Annotated in this window: 22 protein-coding genes and 1 tRNA gene; 18 read left to right on the forward strand and 5 right to left on the reverse strand. The window is 40.6% G+C overall.

The window, feature by feature from the left end:
• Window positions 1-64: 64 nt before the first annotated feature.
• From BGM23_RS09660 to BGM23_RS09670, 3 genes are all read left to right on the forward strand, one after another.
• Window positions 65-1,195, forward strand: coding sequence for a M14 family metallopeptidase (locus tag BGM23_RS09660; protein ID WP_015251708.1), 1,131 nt, complete (start codon window positions 65-67; stop codon window positions 1,193-1,195).
• A gap of 61 nt (window positions 1,196-1,256) precedes the next feature.
• Window positions 1,257-2,318: a YqgU-like beta propeller domain-containing protein gene (locus BGM23_RS09665; protein WP_015251709.1), complete on the forward strand. Its 1,062-nt coding sequence runs from the start codon at window positions 1,257-1,259 to the stop codon at window positions 2,316-2,318.
• A 2-nt stretch (window positions 2,319-2,320) separates the two neighbouring features.
• Window positions 2,321-2,635: an MTH1187 family thiamine-binding protein gene (locus BGM23_RS09670; RefSeq protein ID WP_003230139.1), complete on the forward strand. Its 315-nt coding sequence runs from the start codon at window positions 2,321-2,323 to the stop codon at window positions 2,633-2,635.
• A gap of 31 nt (window positions 2,636-2,666) precedes the next feature.
• On the opposite strand, the gene BGM23_RS09675 is transcribed toward BGM23_RS09670, so the two are convergent.
• Window positions 2,667-2,840, reverse strand: coding sequence for a DUF2759 domain-containing protein (locus BGM23_RS09675; RefSeq protein WP_003230141.1), 174 nt, complete (start codon window positions 2,838-2,840; stop codon window positions 2,667-2,669).
• A gap of 156 nt (window positions 2,841-2,996) precedes the next feature.
• Here BGM23_RS09675 and BGM23_RS09680 point away from each other — a divergent pair, with 156 nt between their 5' ends.
• Complete coding sequence (locus tag BGM23_RS09680) at window positions 2,997-3,632, forward strand: MBL fold metallo-hydrolase (protein WP_029726715.1); 636 nt, start codon at window positions 2,997-2,999, stop codon at window positions 3,630-3,632.
• Between the two features lie 39 nt (window positions 3,633-3,671).
• Here BGM23_RS09680 and BGM23_RS09685 read toward each other — a convergent pair whose 3' ends face one another.
• Complete coding sequence (locus tag BGM23_RS09685) at window positions 3,672-3,917, reverse strand: DUF2626 domain-containing protein (RefSeq protein ID WP_003226300.1); 246 nt, start codon at window positions 3,915-3,917, stop codon at window positions 3,672-3,674.
• Between the two features lie 231 nt (window positions 3,918-4,148).
• Between BGM23_RS09685 and mgsR the strand changes: the two genes are divergently transcribed.
• Window positions 4,149-4,529 (forward strand): transcriptional regulator MgsR, encoded by a 381-nt coding sequence (mgsR, locus tag BGM23_RS09690; RefSeq protein WP_003230147.1) that lies wholly within the window; start codon window positions 4,149-4,151, stop codon window positions 4,527-4,529.
• 66 nt (window positions 4,530-4,595) lie between these two features.
• Here mgsR and BGM23_RS09695 read toward each other — a convergent pair.
• Window positions 4,596-4,666, reverse strand: a tRNA-Gln gene (locus BGM23_RS09695).
• An 86-nt stretch (window positions 4,667-4,752) separates the two neighbouring features.
• Between BGM23_RS09695 and rsbRD the strand changes: the two genes are divergently transcribed.
• Entirely contained in the window at window positions 4,753-5,589 is an 837-nt protein-coding gene (gene rsbRD, locus BGM23_RS09700; protein ID WP_003230149.1) for an RsbT co-antagonist protein RsbRD, read from the forward strand.
• Window positions 5,590-5,641: 52 nt separating this feature from the next.
• Here the strand turns inward: rsbRD and BGM23_RS09705 are convergent, their stop codons facing one another.
• Entirely contained in the window at window positions 5,642-6,970 is a 1,329-nt protein-coding gene (locus BGM23_RS09705) for a hemolysin family protein (RefSeq protein ID WP_029726716.1), read from the reverse strand.
• A 142-nt stretch (window positions 6,971-7,112) separates the two neighbouring features.
• On the opposite strand from BGM23_RS09705, the gene corA reads away from it, so the two are divergent.
• The 10 genes from corA to BGM23_RS09760 all read left to right on the forward strand — a co-directional run bounded on the left by corA (window position 7,113) and on the right by BGM23_RS09760 (window position 12,669).
• On the forward strand, window positions 7,113-8,066 hold the full coding sequence (corA, locus tag BGM23_RS09710; RefSeq protein ID WP_004399136.1) for a magnesium transporter CorA: 954 nt from the start codon (window positions 7,113-7,115) through the stop codon (window positions 8,064-8,066).
• 1 nt (window position 8,067) lies between these two features.
• Complete coding sequence (locus tag BGM23_RS09715; protein ID WP_029726717.1) at window positions 8,068-8,265, forward strand: CBS domain-containing protein; 198 nt, start codon at window positions 8,068-8,070, stop codon at window positions 8,263-8,265.
• A 212-nt stretch (window positions 8,266-8,477) separates the two neighbouring features.
• Window positions 8,478-9,548, forward strand: coding sequence for a competence protein ComGA (gene comGA, locus BGM23_RS09725; RefSeq protein WP_004399124.1), 1,071 nt, complete (start codon window positions 8,478-8,480; stop codon window positions 9,546-9,548).
• A complete protein-coding gene (comGB, locus tag BGM23_RS09730) occupies window positions 9,535-10,572 on the forward strand; it encodes a comG operon protein ComGB (RefSeq protein ID WP_029726718.1) in 1,038 nt (345 codons plus the stop codon). The genes comGA and comGB overlap by 14 nt, the downstream gene beginning before the upstream one ends.
• Before the next feature lie 13 nt (window positions 10,573-10,585).
• Window positions 10,586-10,882, forward strand: a complete 297-nt coding sequence (gene comGC, locus BGM23_RS09735; RefSeq protein WP_029726719.1) for a comG operon protein ComGC — start codon at window positions 10,586-10,588, stop codon at window positions 10,880-10,882.
• Window positions 10,872-11,303, forward strand: coding sequence for a comG operon protein ComGD (comGD, locus tag BGM23_RS09740; RefSeq protein WP_029726720.1), 432 nt, complete (start codon window positions 10,872-10,874; stop codon window positions 11,301-11,303). Before comGC ends, comGD begins: the two co-directional genes overlap by 11 nt.
• Window positions 11,287-11,634 (forward strand): ComG operon protein 5, encoded by a 348-nt coding sequence (gene comGE / locus BGM23_RS09745; protein WP_014480255.1) that lies wholly within the window; start codon window positions 11,287-11,289, stop codon window positions 11,632-11,634. Before comGD ends, comGE begins: the two co-directional genes overlap by 17 nt.
• A gap of 25 nt (window positions 11,635-11,659) precedes the next feature.
• Window positions 11,660-12,043 (forward strand): competence type IV pilus minor pilin ComGF, encoded by a 384-nt coding sequence (gene comGF / locus BGM23_RS09750; RefSeq protein WP_029726721.1) that lies wholly within the window; start codon window positions 11,660-11,662, stop codon window positions 12,041-12,043.
• Entirely contained in the window at window positions 12,044-12,418 is a 375-nt protein-coding gene (gene comGG / locus BGM23_RS09755; RefSeq protein ID WP_029726722.1) for a competence type IV pilus minor pilin ComGG, read from the forward strand. It begins immediately after the preceding gene.
• Between the two features lie 71 nt (window positions 12,419-12,489).
• The gene (locus BGM23_RS09760) at window positions 12,490-12,669 is read left to right on the forward strand and encodes a YqzE family protein (protein WP_029726723.1); all 180 of its coding nucleotides are present in this window, start codon (window positions 12,490-12,492) and stop codon (window positions 12,667-12,669) included.
• Window positions 12,670-12,710: 41 nt separating this feature from the next.
• Here BGM23_RS09760 and BGM23_RS09765 read toward each other — a convergent pair whose 3' ends face one another.
• Complete coding sequence (locus tag BGM23_RS09765) at window positions 12,711-13,037, reverse strand: YqzG/YhdC family protein (RefSeq protein WP_003246051.1); 327 nt, start codon at window positions 13,035-13,037, stop codon at window positions 12,711-12,713.
• Window positions 13,038-13,308: 271 nt separating this feature from the next.
• Here BGM23_RS09765 and tapA point away from each other — a divergent pair, with 271 nt between their 5' ends.
• Both tapA and sipW read left to right on the forward strand, forming a co-directional pair.
• Window positions 13,309-14,070, forward strand: a complete 762-nt coding sequence (gene tapA / locus BGM23_RS09770) for an amyloid fiber anchoring/assembly protein TapA (protein WP_029726724.1) — start codon at window positions 13,309-13,311, stop codon at window positions 14,068-14,070.
• A complete protein-coding gene (sipW, locus tag BGM23_RS09775; RefSeq protein ID WP_072692741.1) occupies window positions 14,054-14,626 on the forward strand; it encodes a signal peptidase I SipW in 573 nt (190 codons plus the stop codon). Before tapA ends, sipW begins: the two co-directional genes overlap by 17 nt.
• Window positions 14,627-14,649 lie beyond the last annotated feature (23 nt).

Consider the following 14,649-nt stretch of genomic DNA (forward strand, 5'->3'; position numbering starts at 1 on the left):
TGAAGTGAGCGGGAGGCTTTCTTTTTTTAAATACGCTGTCATATAGTAACAAAAAAGGGGGATGATGATGGCGTTTATTACTGTGAAACCTGAGATCAAGAACAATTTGGCCAATGTGGCGAAAGAACTGAAGATAGACGAGGAATTGCTTAAAAGTGCAAATCGCTCCGCACAAAAACATCAATTGTATTGCCCTGGTTATGTGATAGAGGAGCATAGCGGCAAAGAGCTTCAAACCATTCAGGACATAAAGCGCTTTTTACAGCCTCGGCAGCTGAAACTTTCAGATAGCTGGATTGAGCAAGAGAAAATCTATGATGATTCAGCTGTTGAAAAGGAAATAAAGAAGATTATTGATGTTTTTCCGTTTGTCTCATGCCGGGAAATTGGCCGTTCTGTACTCGGCAGGCCTATCTGGGAGCTGAAGGCTGGTGGGGAGCATGCCGTAAAAAAGGTCCATATGAACGCGTCATTTCATGCGAATGAGTGGATTACAACGTCTGTCCTGCTAAAATGGTTTAAGGAATACTGTATGTCATTATGCTGCAATTCGCCTTTCTTTGGCTTTTCTCCCATAAAGCTGTTTAACAGCACATCCTTATCCCTCGTTCCTCTTGTCAATCCGGATGGCGTTGATCTTGTTTTAAACGGATCAGAAGTCATGGGAGCCAGAAGAGATGAACTCGAAAGGCTAAATGAACATCGTCCAAATTTTAATGAATGGAAGGCGAATATAAACGGGGTTGATTTAAATAAACAATTTCCATCATTATGGGAAATTGAAAAATACCGAAAACCGACAGCACCCAGCTACCGCGATTTTCCGGGAATCTCTCCGCTTACGGAGCCGGAATCTATTGCGATGTACCGGCTGATCACGGAGAATCCGCCTGACAGACTGCTGGCTCTTCATACTCAAGGAGAAGAAATTTATTGGGGCTATAAAGGCCTTGAGCCTGAGGAATCTGCTGCCGTCATAAAGGATTTTGAGGAGTTAAGCGGGAACATTTATAAGGGAGTAAGGGATATAGATAGCTATGCTGGATTTCGTGACTGGTTTATTCACCATTATTTTAAGGAAGGGTATACGGTGGAACTTGGAAAAGGCCAAAATCCTTTGCCGTTTCAGCAGTTTTCACACATATATAACGCCACAAGCGGTATCTTGTGGAGGGCGTTATTTTTTCATGAGTAACTGAAACTTTTTCTTTTTTCTGCCGAAGCAAATATGAGAGAATAAAGATGATCGGAGGGGAATGCTGATGAGATCAGTTTGTTTTATTCTGCTGGCGGTATTGCTGTTTAGTTTATCGGCATGCGAACCATCTCATCAGCAGCAAAAACAGGCATCGGCGGCAAAAGATGAGAAAAAAGACATCATACCGCTTTCCGCGGAAAAAGCGGATGGGGTGGAAGGCTGGCTGAATAACAGCACAATATTATATACTGCGTCTAATCCGACGAAAACAGAGCTTTTTGCGTACCGCATCTTTACAGGCAAAGCGAAAAAGCTCTATCAAACGGATGGTCAAATCGTTGATGTTCAAATCAATGCGAGGGAGCAGATGATTCTGCTGCAAATCACACATAGCCAAAAGACGGCAGTGGTTTTGCTTAATGCAGAAGGAGAGACGCTTTACGAAAAAGATTACGAAACGTATGAGCTTGAAGCTGCTTGGAATCAGTATGATCCTTATCAAATGATGGTGACGGAATTCAATGAAAACTGGGATTTCCATACATATCAGGTGAATGCTAAAAAAGACGAATCTTTCTTAAGCCCAGTACAGGTTCCGTTCATTCATTGGACATCCAAAAATACATTTGATTATGTAAAAGAGGGAAGAGACGATAAAACAGGGCCTTTATATACGTTCGATACAGCTTCTAAGACGGAACAGAAGCTTGAGGATAACGTTCTATTCTTCGATTCTTTCCATCAAATGAGTTTTACTGTCAAATCAGCTTCCGGAGGAAAAGGGACGTATCAGTTTAAAACGCCGCAATCAACATCACCTGTTACAGCGAAATGGCCGCTCCAAGCGAAATATACAAGTTTGGCTCCAATGGAGTATGACTATGATGAAGCAGGAAGCCTGTTTTATACATTCAAACAAAGCGGCGATGCATATAAGCTCGCAGCAATCAATGTAGCATCGGGAGAGACAAAAGATCTTGTGTCTCTGCGGGAAATGGAGCCGATTCAAATATCTCCGAACGGGAAATATGCGTTATACGGCTTTCATTTTGAGCAAATTATTTTATTGAAATCACATGAAACGAAGCAACTCATCATTGATCAAAAGGAGATGGAATAACGATGGCTATCGCAGATGTAACCATTATCCCAATCGGTACGGAAACACCCAGTGTCAGTGCTTACGTAGCCGATGTGCAAAAGATATTAGAAGGATATCAAGCAGAAGGGAAAATCAAATATCAGCTGACACCGATGAATACGCTGATCGAGGGAGAACTCAGTGACCTTTTTGCAGTCATTCAGGCAATTCACGAAGCGCCATTTCAAAAAGGATTGCACAGAGTGGCAACGAATATCCGTATCGATGACAGGCGTGACAAAAAAACGACGCTTGAGAGCAAAATAGAAAGTGTCAATAAACATTTACAGCCATAAAAATAAACCTGTATCCGATCGGATACAGGTTTTAATGTGCGGTTGGATACCCGCTGTTTATTACGGTCATCACGGTAAACCATCCAAAGACAAATAAGGTGGCACCGGCTAATAAAAACCCGAGTATATTTTTATTTCTAACAGAACGCAAGACTCCCCATAAAGCGAAAAGAGCGACAAGGCCGAAAATCACGACAAGTAACATAACACAGCCCCCTTTACATTGAAAAACCTGCAATTCTTTCCAGTTTTATTCTACCTGTTTTTTATAGGTTTGTCGATAGCGTTTTCATTGCGATTGTTTGAATCTTTTTTAAAAAACCCTCATAATAAGAGCATAAAAAAGAAAGAGGTGATAATAGTGAAATGGAGACGAATGCCAGTAGGGCCGATTCAAGCGAACGCATATTTTCTCATCAATGATGATCAATGCCTGATTTTTGATCCGGGCGGCGAGGGACATAAAATCAATCAATACATAAAAGAAAAAGGGCTGACGCCTTTAGCCATTTTGCTTACACATGCCCATTTTGACCATATTGGGGCGCTTGATGAAGTGAGAGAAAAATGGGATATCCCTGTTTACCTGCATCAAAATGAAAAAAATTGGCTTACGGACGCTTCTTTAAACGGCTCCGGCATGCTGCGAGGGATAGAAGTAACAGCTAAGCCTGCAGATCATCTAATTGAAGGCGACGGTGAGTTGAATATCGGGCCGTTTCATTTGGAAACATTATTTACGCCGGGACATTCACCAGGCAGTGTGTCTTACTACGTGAAAGATGCAGACTTGGTTATCTCCGGAGATGTCTTGTTCCAAGGCGGTATAGGACGTACGGATTTAATAGGCGGCAATCAAGAGACGCTGCTGACGTCCATTCATGAAAAACTGCTTACACTTCCGGAACACACGCTGGTGTTAAGCGGCCATGGACCTGAAACAGACGTACTGACTGAGCAGGACCAAAATCCGTTTTTAAATGGGTTTTCATTGTAAAAAAAGAGACAAACCGATAAGGTTTGTCTCTTTCTGCATTTAATGGCCTCCGCCGCCGGGCACCATAATAAAAATTGAGTAATATGTAAAGCCGGCGAAGAAAATTGTTAAATAAGCGCCAAAAATATAAATATACATGCGTTCGGTTAAGTTCAAATACGATAGAAACACAAATAAGATCGTCTGTCCAAAAAATAAAAGGGAAGCATCTTTCATATCACCTAAATAAAACATGACTGCAAAAATTCCCGTCCAAAATCCTAACACCCGGAACATGCGATTCATTTTTATCCCCTCCCGAGAGTCCCTCTGACTGTTATTATAATGGATCACACCTAGAAATGTAAACATTTTCATTATTAATATACAAATGGAATTTGTCCCTTTGATTGTGTTTTCTATTGTATGAATGTTTTTAAAAAAATAATCCGAAAAAAGTTCTGTAAATGGTTTAAATGAAAAATGATCCGGGTAGTTATTCTACAAAGAGATGGTTAACTGAGGAGGAAAAAACGAATGGAACAACAATTAACTTTTTACTCATATCCAAGCTGCACGTCATGCCGAAAAACAAAACATTGGCTTAAAGCACATCAAATTGAATTTAACGAACGGCACTTATTCAGAGAAACCCCGACAAGAGAAGAATTAAAGTACATTTTATCGTTAACGACAGAAGGAATTGATGAAATTTTGGCGACAAGAAGCCAGACTTTCAAAAATTTAAATTTAAACATTGAAGAAATGACGGTAAATGAGGTGCTGGAACTTTTAATCGAGAAGCCGAAGCTTTTGCGACGCCCGATTCTAGTAGACAACAAAAAGCTGGTGATTGGTTATAACCCGGGAGAACTGTTGAAGTTATCGAAGAAGAAAACGGTTCATCAATCTGCATGATGAAAAACCGAAGATCCGCTGATTTATTCGAATCAGCTTGTCTTCGGTTTTTCACCTGTTCAGAAACTGGGCTAGCTGGATTCGAACCAACGATCACGGAGTCAAAGTCCATTGCCTTACCGCTTGGCTATAGCCCATTGAATCTAAACATAGTATGTGTAAAGGCAGACGCGTTATACATATATAGCGTACATTTTTCAAAAACAGGAGGTAGCTCATTAAGATGATAGCTCTTGATCAGCACTTAACAGAGCACAAAGAAGATATCACGCAACAATGGCTGAAAGTTTGTACATCAACAGGCAGCTGGCTGTATTCAGCGAAAGATCAGCAAAAACTAGAACAAAAGTTAAAAGACCAGCATGAATTATTGGTGACCATCGTAGCAAAATCCCTTAGAAAAGAAGACGTAGAGGATGAGCTCAACCGGTGGTCTCTTCAATGCGCCAGAGACCGTGCCGTTCATGAAGTGACGGTTACACAAAGTGTCGGCCAGTTTAACACTTTCAGGCACATCATGTTTGAATGGATTCATAAATTCAGCGAAGCTTCTTCTCAAGACATCAGCATTCAGGAATTTTATGAGTGGAGCCGGATCTTGAATCAAAACATTGATGAGATCATCGAAGTGTTTACGGAAGAATATCACCAGGTGACCATGATACAATTAAACGCGCAAAAAGAAATGATTAATGAATTGAGTGCGCCGATTATGCCGATTACTGATGGAATTGGGATTCTTCCGCTTGTCGGTGAAATTGATACGCACAGAGCGAGGACGATTTTGGAGTCTGTGCTGGAGCAGTGCTCAGCGTTAAAGCTCTCGTATTTATTTTTAGATATTTCGGGCGTTCCTATCGTTGATACCATGGTAGCCTATCAAATTTTTAAAGTGATTGACAGCACCAAATTGCTCGGCATTGAGACGATTATTTCAGGAATCAGGCCGGAAATTGCCCAAACTGTCGTGAAGCTGGGTCTGGATTTTTCGAATGTGAAAACCGAGCAAAGTCTTGCTAAAGCCCTGGCCAATAAAGGGTTTAAAATAAAAGAGTGTTGATGCCTTTGCCATGTTTATCTTGAAAGATAGCAGCTGAACAGCCTTTCACGGGCTATTCAGCTTTTTTTACTTCTATAAATAAAATGTGATGGCTGTTGATGTCTTTTACCTTAAAAGAGTAGCCATCATATTCTATGGTACTTTCAGGCTCAGCGTCTATGTTTTGTGTCAAAAACCAGCCGCCCAAGGTGTCTACTTCAGCGTCTGATAAATCAGTTCCAAGCAGGCTGTTAACATCGCTGATTAATAATTTTGCATTTAACAAGTAATGATCCTTTCCAAGTTCGCGGATATGAGGCACTTCATCCGCATCAAATTCATCACGGATTTCTCCTACAATTTCCTCGATAATATCTTCGACAGTGACCAAACCGGACGTCCCGCCATATTCATCGATGAGGATCGCCATATGAGTGCGTTCCTTTTGCATTTTCAGCAGTAGTTTATAAATAGGAATCGTCTCAATGACATGGATAACGGGCTGTACGAAAGGTTCAATTTGATGCTTCTTGATTGAAAAATCTTTCGTCAGCATGGAAAACAGCACTTCTTTCATATTAATCACGCCAATAACGTTATCTTTATCCTCTCTTACAACTGGGTACCGTGTATATTTTGTTTGCTTGACTGTTTCCTGAAGATTTGAAATGGAGTCTTCATCTAGTGATAAACTAACCATTTCATTTCGCGGCACCATAATTTCCTTTGCCATTCGTTTATCAAAGGTGAAGATATTATTCATGTACTTTAATTCACTTTTTCTAATCTCGCCGCTTTTATAGCTTTCAGCCAATAGGACCCGAAGTTCTTCCTCTGTATATGCCAGCTCGTGCTCTGATGCCGGCTTCAGTCCAAACACTCCTGTAATCAATCGGGCAGAGTGGTTCAACAGCCAAATGAATGGAAACATGATCTTATAAAACCAAATAAGCGGTTTAGCGAACAACAAGGTAATGCTTTCTGCTTTTTGAATGGCGAAACTCTTTGGAGCCAGCTCCCCAATAACGACATTTAAATACGTAACCACTAAAAATGCGATGACGAGTGAAAGCAGGTGGGTAAGCGATTCATTTAAGCCTGCTTTATGAAAAAGCGGTCGAAGCAGAGTTTGCACAGTCGGTTCCCCAAGCCATCCCAGTCCTAAAGCTGCGACTGTGATGCCCAGCTGACAGGCTGATAAATATTCATCAAGGTGAGTGATGACATGCTTTGCCGCTTTAGAACCTTTCTTTCCTTTTGCGACAAGCTGATCAATTTTGGATCGCCGCACTTTTACGATTGAAAATTCTACGGCAACAAAAAATCCTGTTAACAAAATGAGAATAGCGACTGCTAGTAAATTGATAAATTCCAAAACAACTGCCTTCTCCAAGGAAGGCATGCACCTCCCTTTTCCGATGTCTTTCTACATTCCATACCACCTGAAAATGCTCATAAAACATGTGTTGAAGCGGCAGACTGGTTTAGTGACGCGGTTATTGGGCAATTAAAGAATAAAGAACAAAAGTTTGGAGGATCTTGACATGAAGGCACATACAGGAAAGGATTGGTTTTGGTACCAAATGGGGCCTCAAGAAAGAAGTAAGGCAAGAGATCTAATCCATTTTTCTCACTGGCCTCAGTGTGAAAAGTGGTTTGAAAATAACCATCACGTTAATTTTTTGCGAGTAGATACAACTGAAACGGAAAATGAAGCGGTATTTGGGTCGATTGTTTATGATCAGGGGCTTGGTGAAGAAAAAGACCATACTGTTTTTCACTTTTATATCACCAGACAATATTTTTTCACAATCAATTTTGACTTTTCGATTTTGAGAGAGATTAAAGGCAAAGAAGTTGTCCGGCAAATGGAAAGAGCGGACAATGCGATAGAGGGGTTTTTAATTCTTCTCGGCGAACTAATGAATGCGTATTTAATCGGTGTTGATGAATTTGAAGTAAAGCTGAGAAAGCTCAGATGGCAAATTAAAGACGACAATAGCAAAAGCATTCTAAACCGCGTCCATCTCCTGCGCCATGAACTGATGATTTGGAAAAATTTAATATTAAGCGCCAAAAAAATTGAAATGGCGTTGAAAGAAACCTTTTTACCTCAAAATGAAGGGAAAAAGGATTATCAGCGGACACAACTGAAAATTGACAGGGGATTTACATACATCAGCGAATTTGAAGGGGAGCTTAACAATCTGCTGCATTCAGAGGAAGTCATTACCTCACACAGGGGGAATGAAATTGTAAAAGCACTGACCATTTTCACGACGCTTTTTACGCCGATTACAGCTCTGGGTGCCTTATGGGGGATGAACTTTTCAGTGATGCCGGAACTGAATTGGAAATACGGATATCTCTTTTCTCTCTTATTGATTGTCACATCTACAGTCCTGATCTATCTCTATTTGAGGAAAAAAGGCTGGACGGGAGATATGCTGCAGGAGCGGAAGAAGAAAAAGAAACCTCGAAAAAGGCGGACTCTATAGGATGTTTCATATTTTGTGCAGCGTGCCCCGCTTTTTCACCAGACATATCAGGGTGACCGGATACGATGTCAAGGCGCTTATGGCAGAGCATCAAATCCGCAGTTTATCGATTCTTGAAAATGACCAAATGACCGGTATTGTTGCATTAGGCGACCTTTCCGTTGAAAAAGATACTGGTCAAAAAGCGAAAACAGCATAATGAAAATGGAATCAAGCAGGCATGGTGACCATGTCTGCTTTTTTATTTATAGGGAAAATTATAATGACAGCGGCACATTCAGTTGAAAATTTTTTTTCTTGCCAGAAAGAATTGGTTTTTCAGCATATAACATCTCACAAAATCACGTTTTCCTTGTTTGATTACCCTTTCTTCTTTTTCTACAATATGCGTTGAAAGGAGAGGGAATCAAATTGGATTCAATAGAAAAGGTAAGCAAAAACTTGATTGAAGAGGCATATCTAACAAAGGCTTCTGATATTCACATTGTGCCGAGGGAGCGGGACGCTATCATTCATTTTCGGGTCGATCATGCCTTGCTGAAAAAAAGGGACATGAAAAAAGAAGAGTGCGTAAGGCTGATTTCACATTTTAAATTTCTTTCAGCAATGGATATAGGTGAAAGGCGAAAGCCGCAAAACGGTTCGCTTACGTTAAAGCTGAAAGAGGGAAATGTTCATTTAAGAATGTCAACGCTGCCCACAATTAATGAAGAAAGCCTCGTGATCAGAGTGATGCCCCAATACAATATCCCTTCGATTGATAAATTGTCGCTATTTCCGAAGACAGGAGCCACATTACTCTCGTTTTTAAAACATTCCCATGGCATGCTCATTTTTACCGGGCCAACTGGTTCAGGGAAGACTACCACACTATACTCTCTCGTTCAATATGCAAAAAAACACTTTAATCGAAATATTGTCACATTAGAGGACCCTGTTGAAACAAGGGACGAAGATGTTCTTCAGGTTCAGGTGAATGAAAAAGCCGGTGTAACTTATTCCGCAGGTCTGAAAGCAATTTTGCGCCATGACCCCGATATGATTATTTTAGGTGAGATCAGAGACGCGGAAACAGCTGAAATTGCGGTGCGGGCAGCGATGACGGGACATCTGGTACTAACGAGCCTTCATACGAGAGACGCAAAGGGCGCAATTTACAGACTGCTTGAATTCGGTATCAATATGAATGAAATCGAACAGACTGTCATTGCAATAGCGGCTCAGCGCTTGGTTGATTTGGCTTGCCCGTTTTGTGAAAACGGATGTTCATCAGTGTATTGCCGACAGTCACGAAATACCAGGAGAGCTAGCGTTTATGAGCTTCTATACGGGAAAAATCTTCAGCAATGTATCCAGGAGGCAAAAGGAAATCATGCAAATTACCAATATCAAACGCTTCGTCAAATTATCAGAAAAGGAATTGCGCTCGGCTATTTAACGACAAACAACTATGACCGGTGGGTTTATCATGAAAAAGATTAGAAAAGTCTGGTCGTTAAAGGATCAAGCGAGGTTATTAAAGAGGCTCGGTGAAATGACTGCGGGCGGATATACGCTTCTGGATGGATTACGCCTGATGGAACTTCAGATGAATAAGAGGCAGGCGGCTGACTTGACTGATTCGGTCACTTGTTTGAGGGAAGGGGCTCCGTTTTATCAAGTACTAAAGAGTTTGTCATTTCATAAGGAAGCCGTAGGTATTTGTTATTTTGCTGAAACACATGGTGAACTGCCTGCTTCCATGATCCAGAGCGGAGAGCTGCTGGAACGAAAAATTGCACAGGCAGACCAGCTGAAAAGAGTGCTGCGCTATCCGCTTTTCCTCATCTTTACGGTCGCTGTCATGTTTTATATGTTACAGTCCATCATCATTCCTCAGTTTTCCGGTATCTATCAATCGATGAATATGGAAACCTCACGTTCAACCGATATACTTTTTGCTTTTTTTCAGCATATTGATCTTGTGATCATTTTGCTTGTTCTTTTTACAGCAGGTATCGGGATTTATTATTGGCTTGTGTTTAAGAAAAAATCACCTGCCCGGCAAATGCTGATTTGTATCAGGATTCCTTTGGTTGGAAAGCTTGTCAAGCTGTTTAACAGCTACTTTTTTTCTTTGCAGCTAAGCAGCCTTTTAAAATCAGGCCTCTCAATTTATGACAGCCTTAATGCATTTAAACATCAAACGTTTCTCCCTTTCTACCGCTGCGAGGCTGAACAATTGATTGAACGGCTAAAAGCCGGTGAGTCAATTGAATCCGCTATTTGTGGAAGCCCTTTTTATGAAACTGATTTATCAAAAGTCATATCTCACGGCCAGCTGAGCGGCCGATTGGATCGGGAGCTTTTCACATACAGCCAATTCATATTACAGCGGCTGGAACACAAAGCGCAAAAATGGACAGGCATCCTTCAGCCAATGATTTATGGATTTGTTGCAGCGATGATCTTACTTGTGTATTTATCTATGCTTGTGCCTATGTATCAGATGATGAATCAAATGTGAAAGGAAGAGGCTAATGAATGAGAAAGGATTTACACTTGTTGAAATGTTAATCGTGCTCTTTATTATTTCGATTTTGCTTTTAATTACGATACCGAACGTCACGAAACATAACCAAACCATTCAAAAAAAGGGCTGTGAAGGCTTACAAAACATGGTTAAGGCACAAATGACTGCATTTGAGCTTGATCATGAAGGACAAACTCCGAGCCTTGCCGATTTACAGTCAGAGGGCTATGTGAAAAACGATGCTGTCTGTCCAAATGGTAAGCGCATTATCATCACCGGCGGAGAAGTTAAGGTTGAACATTAAATTAAACGAGGAGGAGGGGTTTACCCTTTTAGAAAGTTTGCTTGTGTTAAGCCTTGCCTCTATCCTCCTGGTGGCCGTCTTCACTACACTTCCTCCTGCTTATGACAATACAGCTGTCCGACAGGCAGCAAGGCAGCTGAAAAATGATATTATGCTCACACAGCAGGTTGCTATTTCCCGTCAACAAAGAACAAAAATTTTCTTTCATAAAAAAGAATATCAATTAGTCATTGGTGATACGGTCATTGAACGTCCGTATGCAAGGGGACTTTCTATAGAACTGCTGACATTAAAAGACCGTTTGGAATTTAATGAGAAAGGGCACCCGAATGCAGGCGGAAAAATACGAGTAAATGGCCATGCCGTATATGATATAACAGTTTATCTAGGGAGCGGGAGAGTCAATGTGGAGAGAAAATAAAGGTTTTTCTACAATAGAAACAATGTCTGCGCTAAGCCTGTGGCTGTTTGTGCTGCTGACAGTCGTCCCCTTGTGGGACAAGCTGATAGCTGATGAAAAAATGGCGGAATCACGAGAAATCGGCTATCAGATGATGAATGAGAGCATTAGCAAATATGTCATGAGTGGTGAAGGAGCCGCGTCAAAAACAATTACAAAGAACAATCATATCTATGCAATGAAGTGGGAGGAGGAGGGCGAATATCAAAACGTATGTATCAAAGCCACAGCTTATAAAGAGAAATCATATTGCCTCAGCATCCTGCAGACAGAATGGCTATACGCTTCTTAACGTATTATTTTCGCTCTCAGTCTTTTTGCTCATATCAGGATCGTTAGCTGCGATTTTCCATCTGTTTTTGTCTCGACAGCAGGAACATGACGGTTTCACACAGCAAGAATGGATGATTTCGATAGAACAGATGATGAATGAATGCAAGGAGTCACAGGCAGTTAAGACAGCCGAGCATGGGAGCGTGTTAATCTGCACCAATCTTTCCGGGCAGGACATCCGTTTCGAAATTTATCATTCAATGATAAGAAAAAGAGTGGATGGTAAAGGGCATGTTCCGATTTTAGATCATATTACTGCCATGAAAGCTGATTTTGAAAATTGTGTTGTTTTGCTGAAAATTGAGAGTGAGGACCAAAAAGTGTATCAAACTGCTTTTCCAGTCTATTCGTATTTAGGAGGGGGGTGAATGTATTGTACAAGAGGGTTTATTTACCCAGCTGTTCTTTTTGTGTCAGCGCTTGTGCTGTTAATCGTGAACTTTGCTGCTGCTCAATATATTTCACGCTGCATGTTTGAGAAGGAAACAAAAGAGTTATACATAGGAGAGAATTTGCTTCAAAATGGGGTGCTTCTTTCGGTCCGGCATGTTCTAGAGGAACGGAAAGGCCAGGAGGGTACGGAGCAATTTCCATATGGACGGGTTTCTTATTACATTCATGATACATCGATAAAAGAACAAAAAGAAATCAACTTAAGAGTGTCAACGGAGTCGGGAACAGAAAGAACTGCACAGATCGTGTTTGATCAAAAACAGAAAAAACTGCTGAGATGGACAGAATAAAACAGTGTAAAGGGTATAAAAAAAGTCATGTGAGACAACACTTCATAATAATTGAATGATGAGGTGATCACGTGAAAACGAATGATTATGTTAAATATATGACGCAGCAATTTGTCAAATATATAGATACTCCGAGAGATGAGCGAAAAGAACGAAAAGAGGTGCGGAAAGAAACAAAAACGCCTGTTTCCCAGCAGTTGTTCGGTATTTTACCCTATGGCTTCAGACTTTGGCTGAAACGGAAAAAATAACCGCAAATAAACGAATAAGGTCCTTCAAAAAATGGAGGACCTTATTGATATTCTTCTAATATGGCGATTTTATTGACCTTTTGGCTATAAGGATCAAATGAAATCGTCACAAAAACGCCGAATTCTTTTGACCCTTCCCTCAGAGTTAAATGGTATTGCTTCACTGCTTCATCTTTTCTTTTACGGTCCCATACTTTTTGTTTGAACAGTACCTGTGCAAGCGGGTACCTTTTTTTTGCTTCTTTTACAGCAATCTCTTCCCATTTGGACATGTGGCGGGCGGTTACAAGAGGTGTTTCTTCTGCGTGAGCGGCTGTGGTGCCAAAGACGAGAAGAGATAGACAAATCACACATTGTTTGATCATCATGCTGTCACCCTTTCTTTGTTTATTATTACCAAATAATAATGGGATATGCATTTAAATTCTCACATAACAATCCCAAAAATTTCAAAAAAATTGAAAAAATGAGCAATACTGAGCAAGACTTTGTAATATGATGAAAACATTCTTTTAAACGAACGAAATGAGCGATTTCGGTGTTTTTAAATCTATAAATCGTTGATTATACTCTATTTGTGAGGTTCTTTAAAGAGAACGATTGTCATATCAAGTTACAGTGTTTTACAGGAGGTAAGATATGTTTCGATTGTTTCACAATCAGCAAAAGGCGAAGACGAAACTGAAAGTTCTGCTTATCTTTCAGCTTTCAGTCATTTTCAGTCTGACTGCCGCAATATGCTTACAATTTTCCGATGATACAAGCGCTGCTTTTCATGATATTGAAACATTTGATGTCTCACTTCAAACGTGTAAAGACTTTCAGCATACAGATAAAAACTGCCATTATGATAAACGCTGGGATCAAAGTGATTTGCACATATCAGATCAAACGGATACGAAAGGCACTGTATGCTCACCTTTCGCCTTATTTGCTGTGCTCGAAAATACAGGTGAGAAACTTAAGAAATCAAAGTGGAAGTGGGAGCTTCATAAGCTTGAAAATGCCCGCAAACCGTTAAAGGATGGGAACGTGATCGAAAAAGGATTTGTCTCCAATCAAATCGGCGATTCACTTTATAAAATTGAGACCAAGAAAAAAATGAAACCCGGCATTTATGCATTTAAAGTATATAAACCGGCAGGCTACCCGGCAAACGGCAGTACATTTGAGTGGTCGGAGCCTATGACGCTTGCAAAATGCGATGAAAAACCGACAGTCCCTAAAAAAGAAACAAAGTCGGACGTCAAAAAGGAGAATGAAACAACACAAAAGGATATACAGGAAAAAACAATGAAAGAAGAAACATCTCAAGAAGCTGTAACCAAAGAAAATGAAACTCAATCAGACCAGAAGGAAAGCGGGGAAGAGGATGAAAAAAGCAATGAAGCTGATCAGTAATATTTTATACGTGATCATCTTTACTCTTATTATTGTGCTGACACTTGTCGTGATTTCAACACGTTCATCCGGGGGAGAGCCGGCGGTGTTTGGGTATACGCTGAAATCAGTTCTGTCAGGTTCGATGGAGCCGGAGTTCAATACAGGTTCCTTAATATTGGTCAAAGAAATCACTGATGTGAAAGAGCTCCAAAAAGGTGACGTTATTACATTTATGCAGGATGCAAATACGGCGGTCACCCACAGAATTGTTGACATAACAAAGCAAGGAGACCATTTGTTATTTAAAACACAAGGTGATAATAATGCAGCAGCTGATTCAGCGCCTGTATCGGACGAAAATGTTCGCGCGCAATACACAGGTTTTCAGCTTCCATATGCCGGCTATATGCTTCATTTTGCCAGTCAGCCGATTGGAACGGCTGTATTATTGATTGTTCCCGGCGTGATGCTGTTAGTGTACGCTTTTGTGACGATCAGCAGCGCCATTAGAGAAATTGAAAGAAAGACAAAAGCCTTGGAAACAGATACAAAGGACAGCACCATGTCTACTTAACTTCAGTTGTAAACCTGGCAACA

Origin of the sequence: Bacillus sp. FJAT-14266, assembly GCF_001719225.1 — a bacterium.
GTDB lineage: Bacteria > Bacillota > Bacilli > Bacillales > Bacillaceae > Bacillus > Bacillus subtilis.

Excerpts from the sequence above, each read along its gene's own strand:
- corA (WP_004399136.1), top strand. The coding sequence starts at position 7,113 with ATGAAGGCACATACAGGAAAGGATTGGTTTTGGTACCAAATGGGGCCT.
- BGM23_RS09675 (WP_003230141.1), bottom strand. The coding sequence starts at position 2,840 with ATGTTACTTGTCGTGATTTTCGGCCTTGTCGCTCTTTTCGCTTTATGG.
- BGM23_RS09670 (WP_003230139.1), top strand. The coding sequence starts at position 2,321 with ATGGCTATCGCAGATGTAACCATTATCCCAATCGGTACGGAAACACCC.
- comGE (WP_014480255.1), top strand. The coding sequence starts at position 11,287 with ATGTGGAGAGAAAATAAAGGTTTTTCTACAATAGAAACAATGTCTGCG.
- BGM23_RS09660 (WP_015251708.1), top strand. The coding sequence starts at position 65 with ATGATGGCGTTTATTACTGTGAAACCTGAGATCAAGAACAATTTGGCC.
- comGC (WP_029726719.1), top strand. The coding sequence starts at position 10,586 with ATGAATGAGAAAGGATTTACACTTGTTGAAATGTTAATCGTGCTCTTT.
- BGM23_RS09765 (WP_003246051.1), bottom strand. The coding sequence starts at position 13,037 with ATGATGATCAAACAATGTGTGATTTGTCTATCTCTTCTCGTCTTTGGC.
- BGM23_RS09705 (WP_029726716.1), bottom strand. The coding sequence starts at position 6,970 with ATGCCTTCCTTGGAGAAGGCAGTTGTTTTGGAATTTATCAATTTACTA.
- mgsR (WP_003230147.1), top strand. The coding sequence starts at position 4,149 with ATGGAACAACAATTAACTTTTTACTCATATCCAAGCTGCACGTCATGC.
- sipW (WP_072692741.1), top strand. The coding sequence starts at position 14,054 with ATGAAGCTGATCAGTAATATTTTATACGTGATCATCTTTACTCTTATT.
- tapA (WP_029726724.1), top strand. The coding sequence starts at position 13,309 with ATGTTTCGATTGTTTCACAATCAGCAAAAGGCGAAGACGAAACTGAAA.
- comGB (WP_029726718.1), top strand. The coding sequence starts at position 9,535 with ATGAAAAAGATTAGAAAAGTCTGGTCGTTAAAGGATCAAGCGAGGTTA.
- comGG (WP_029726722.1), top strand. The coding sequence starts at position 12,044 with ATGTATTGTACAAGAGGGTTTATTTACCCAGCTGTTCTTTTTGTGTCA.
- BGM23_RS09665 (WP_015251709.1), top strand. The coding sequence starts at position 1,257 with ATGCTGATGAGATCAGTTTGTTTTATTCTGCTGGCGGTATTGCTGTTT.
- rsbRD (WP_003230149.1), top strand. The coding sequence starts at position 4,753 with ATGATAGCTCTTGATCAGCACTTAACAGAGCACAAAGAAGATATCACG.
- BGM23_RS09715 (WP_029726717.1), top strand. The coding sequence starts at position 8,068 with ATGTTTCATATTTTGTGCAGCGTGCCCCGCTTTTTCACCAGACATATC.
- BGM23_RS09685 (WP_003226300.1), bottom strand. The coding sequence starts at position 3,917 with ATGAATCGCATGTTCCGGGTGTTAGGATTTTGGACGGGAATTTTTGCA.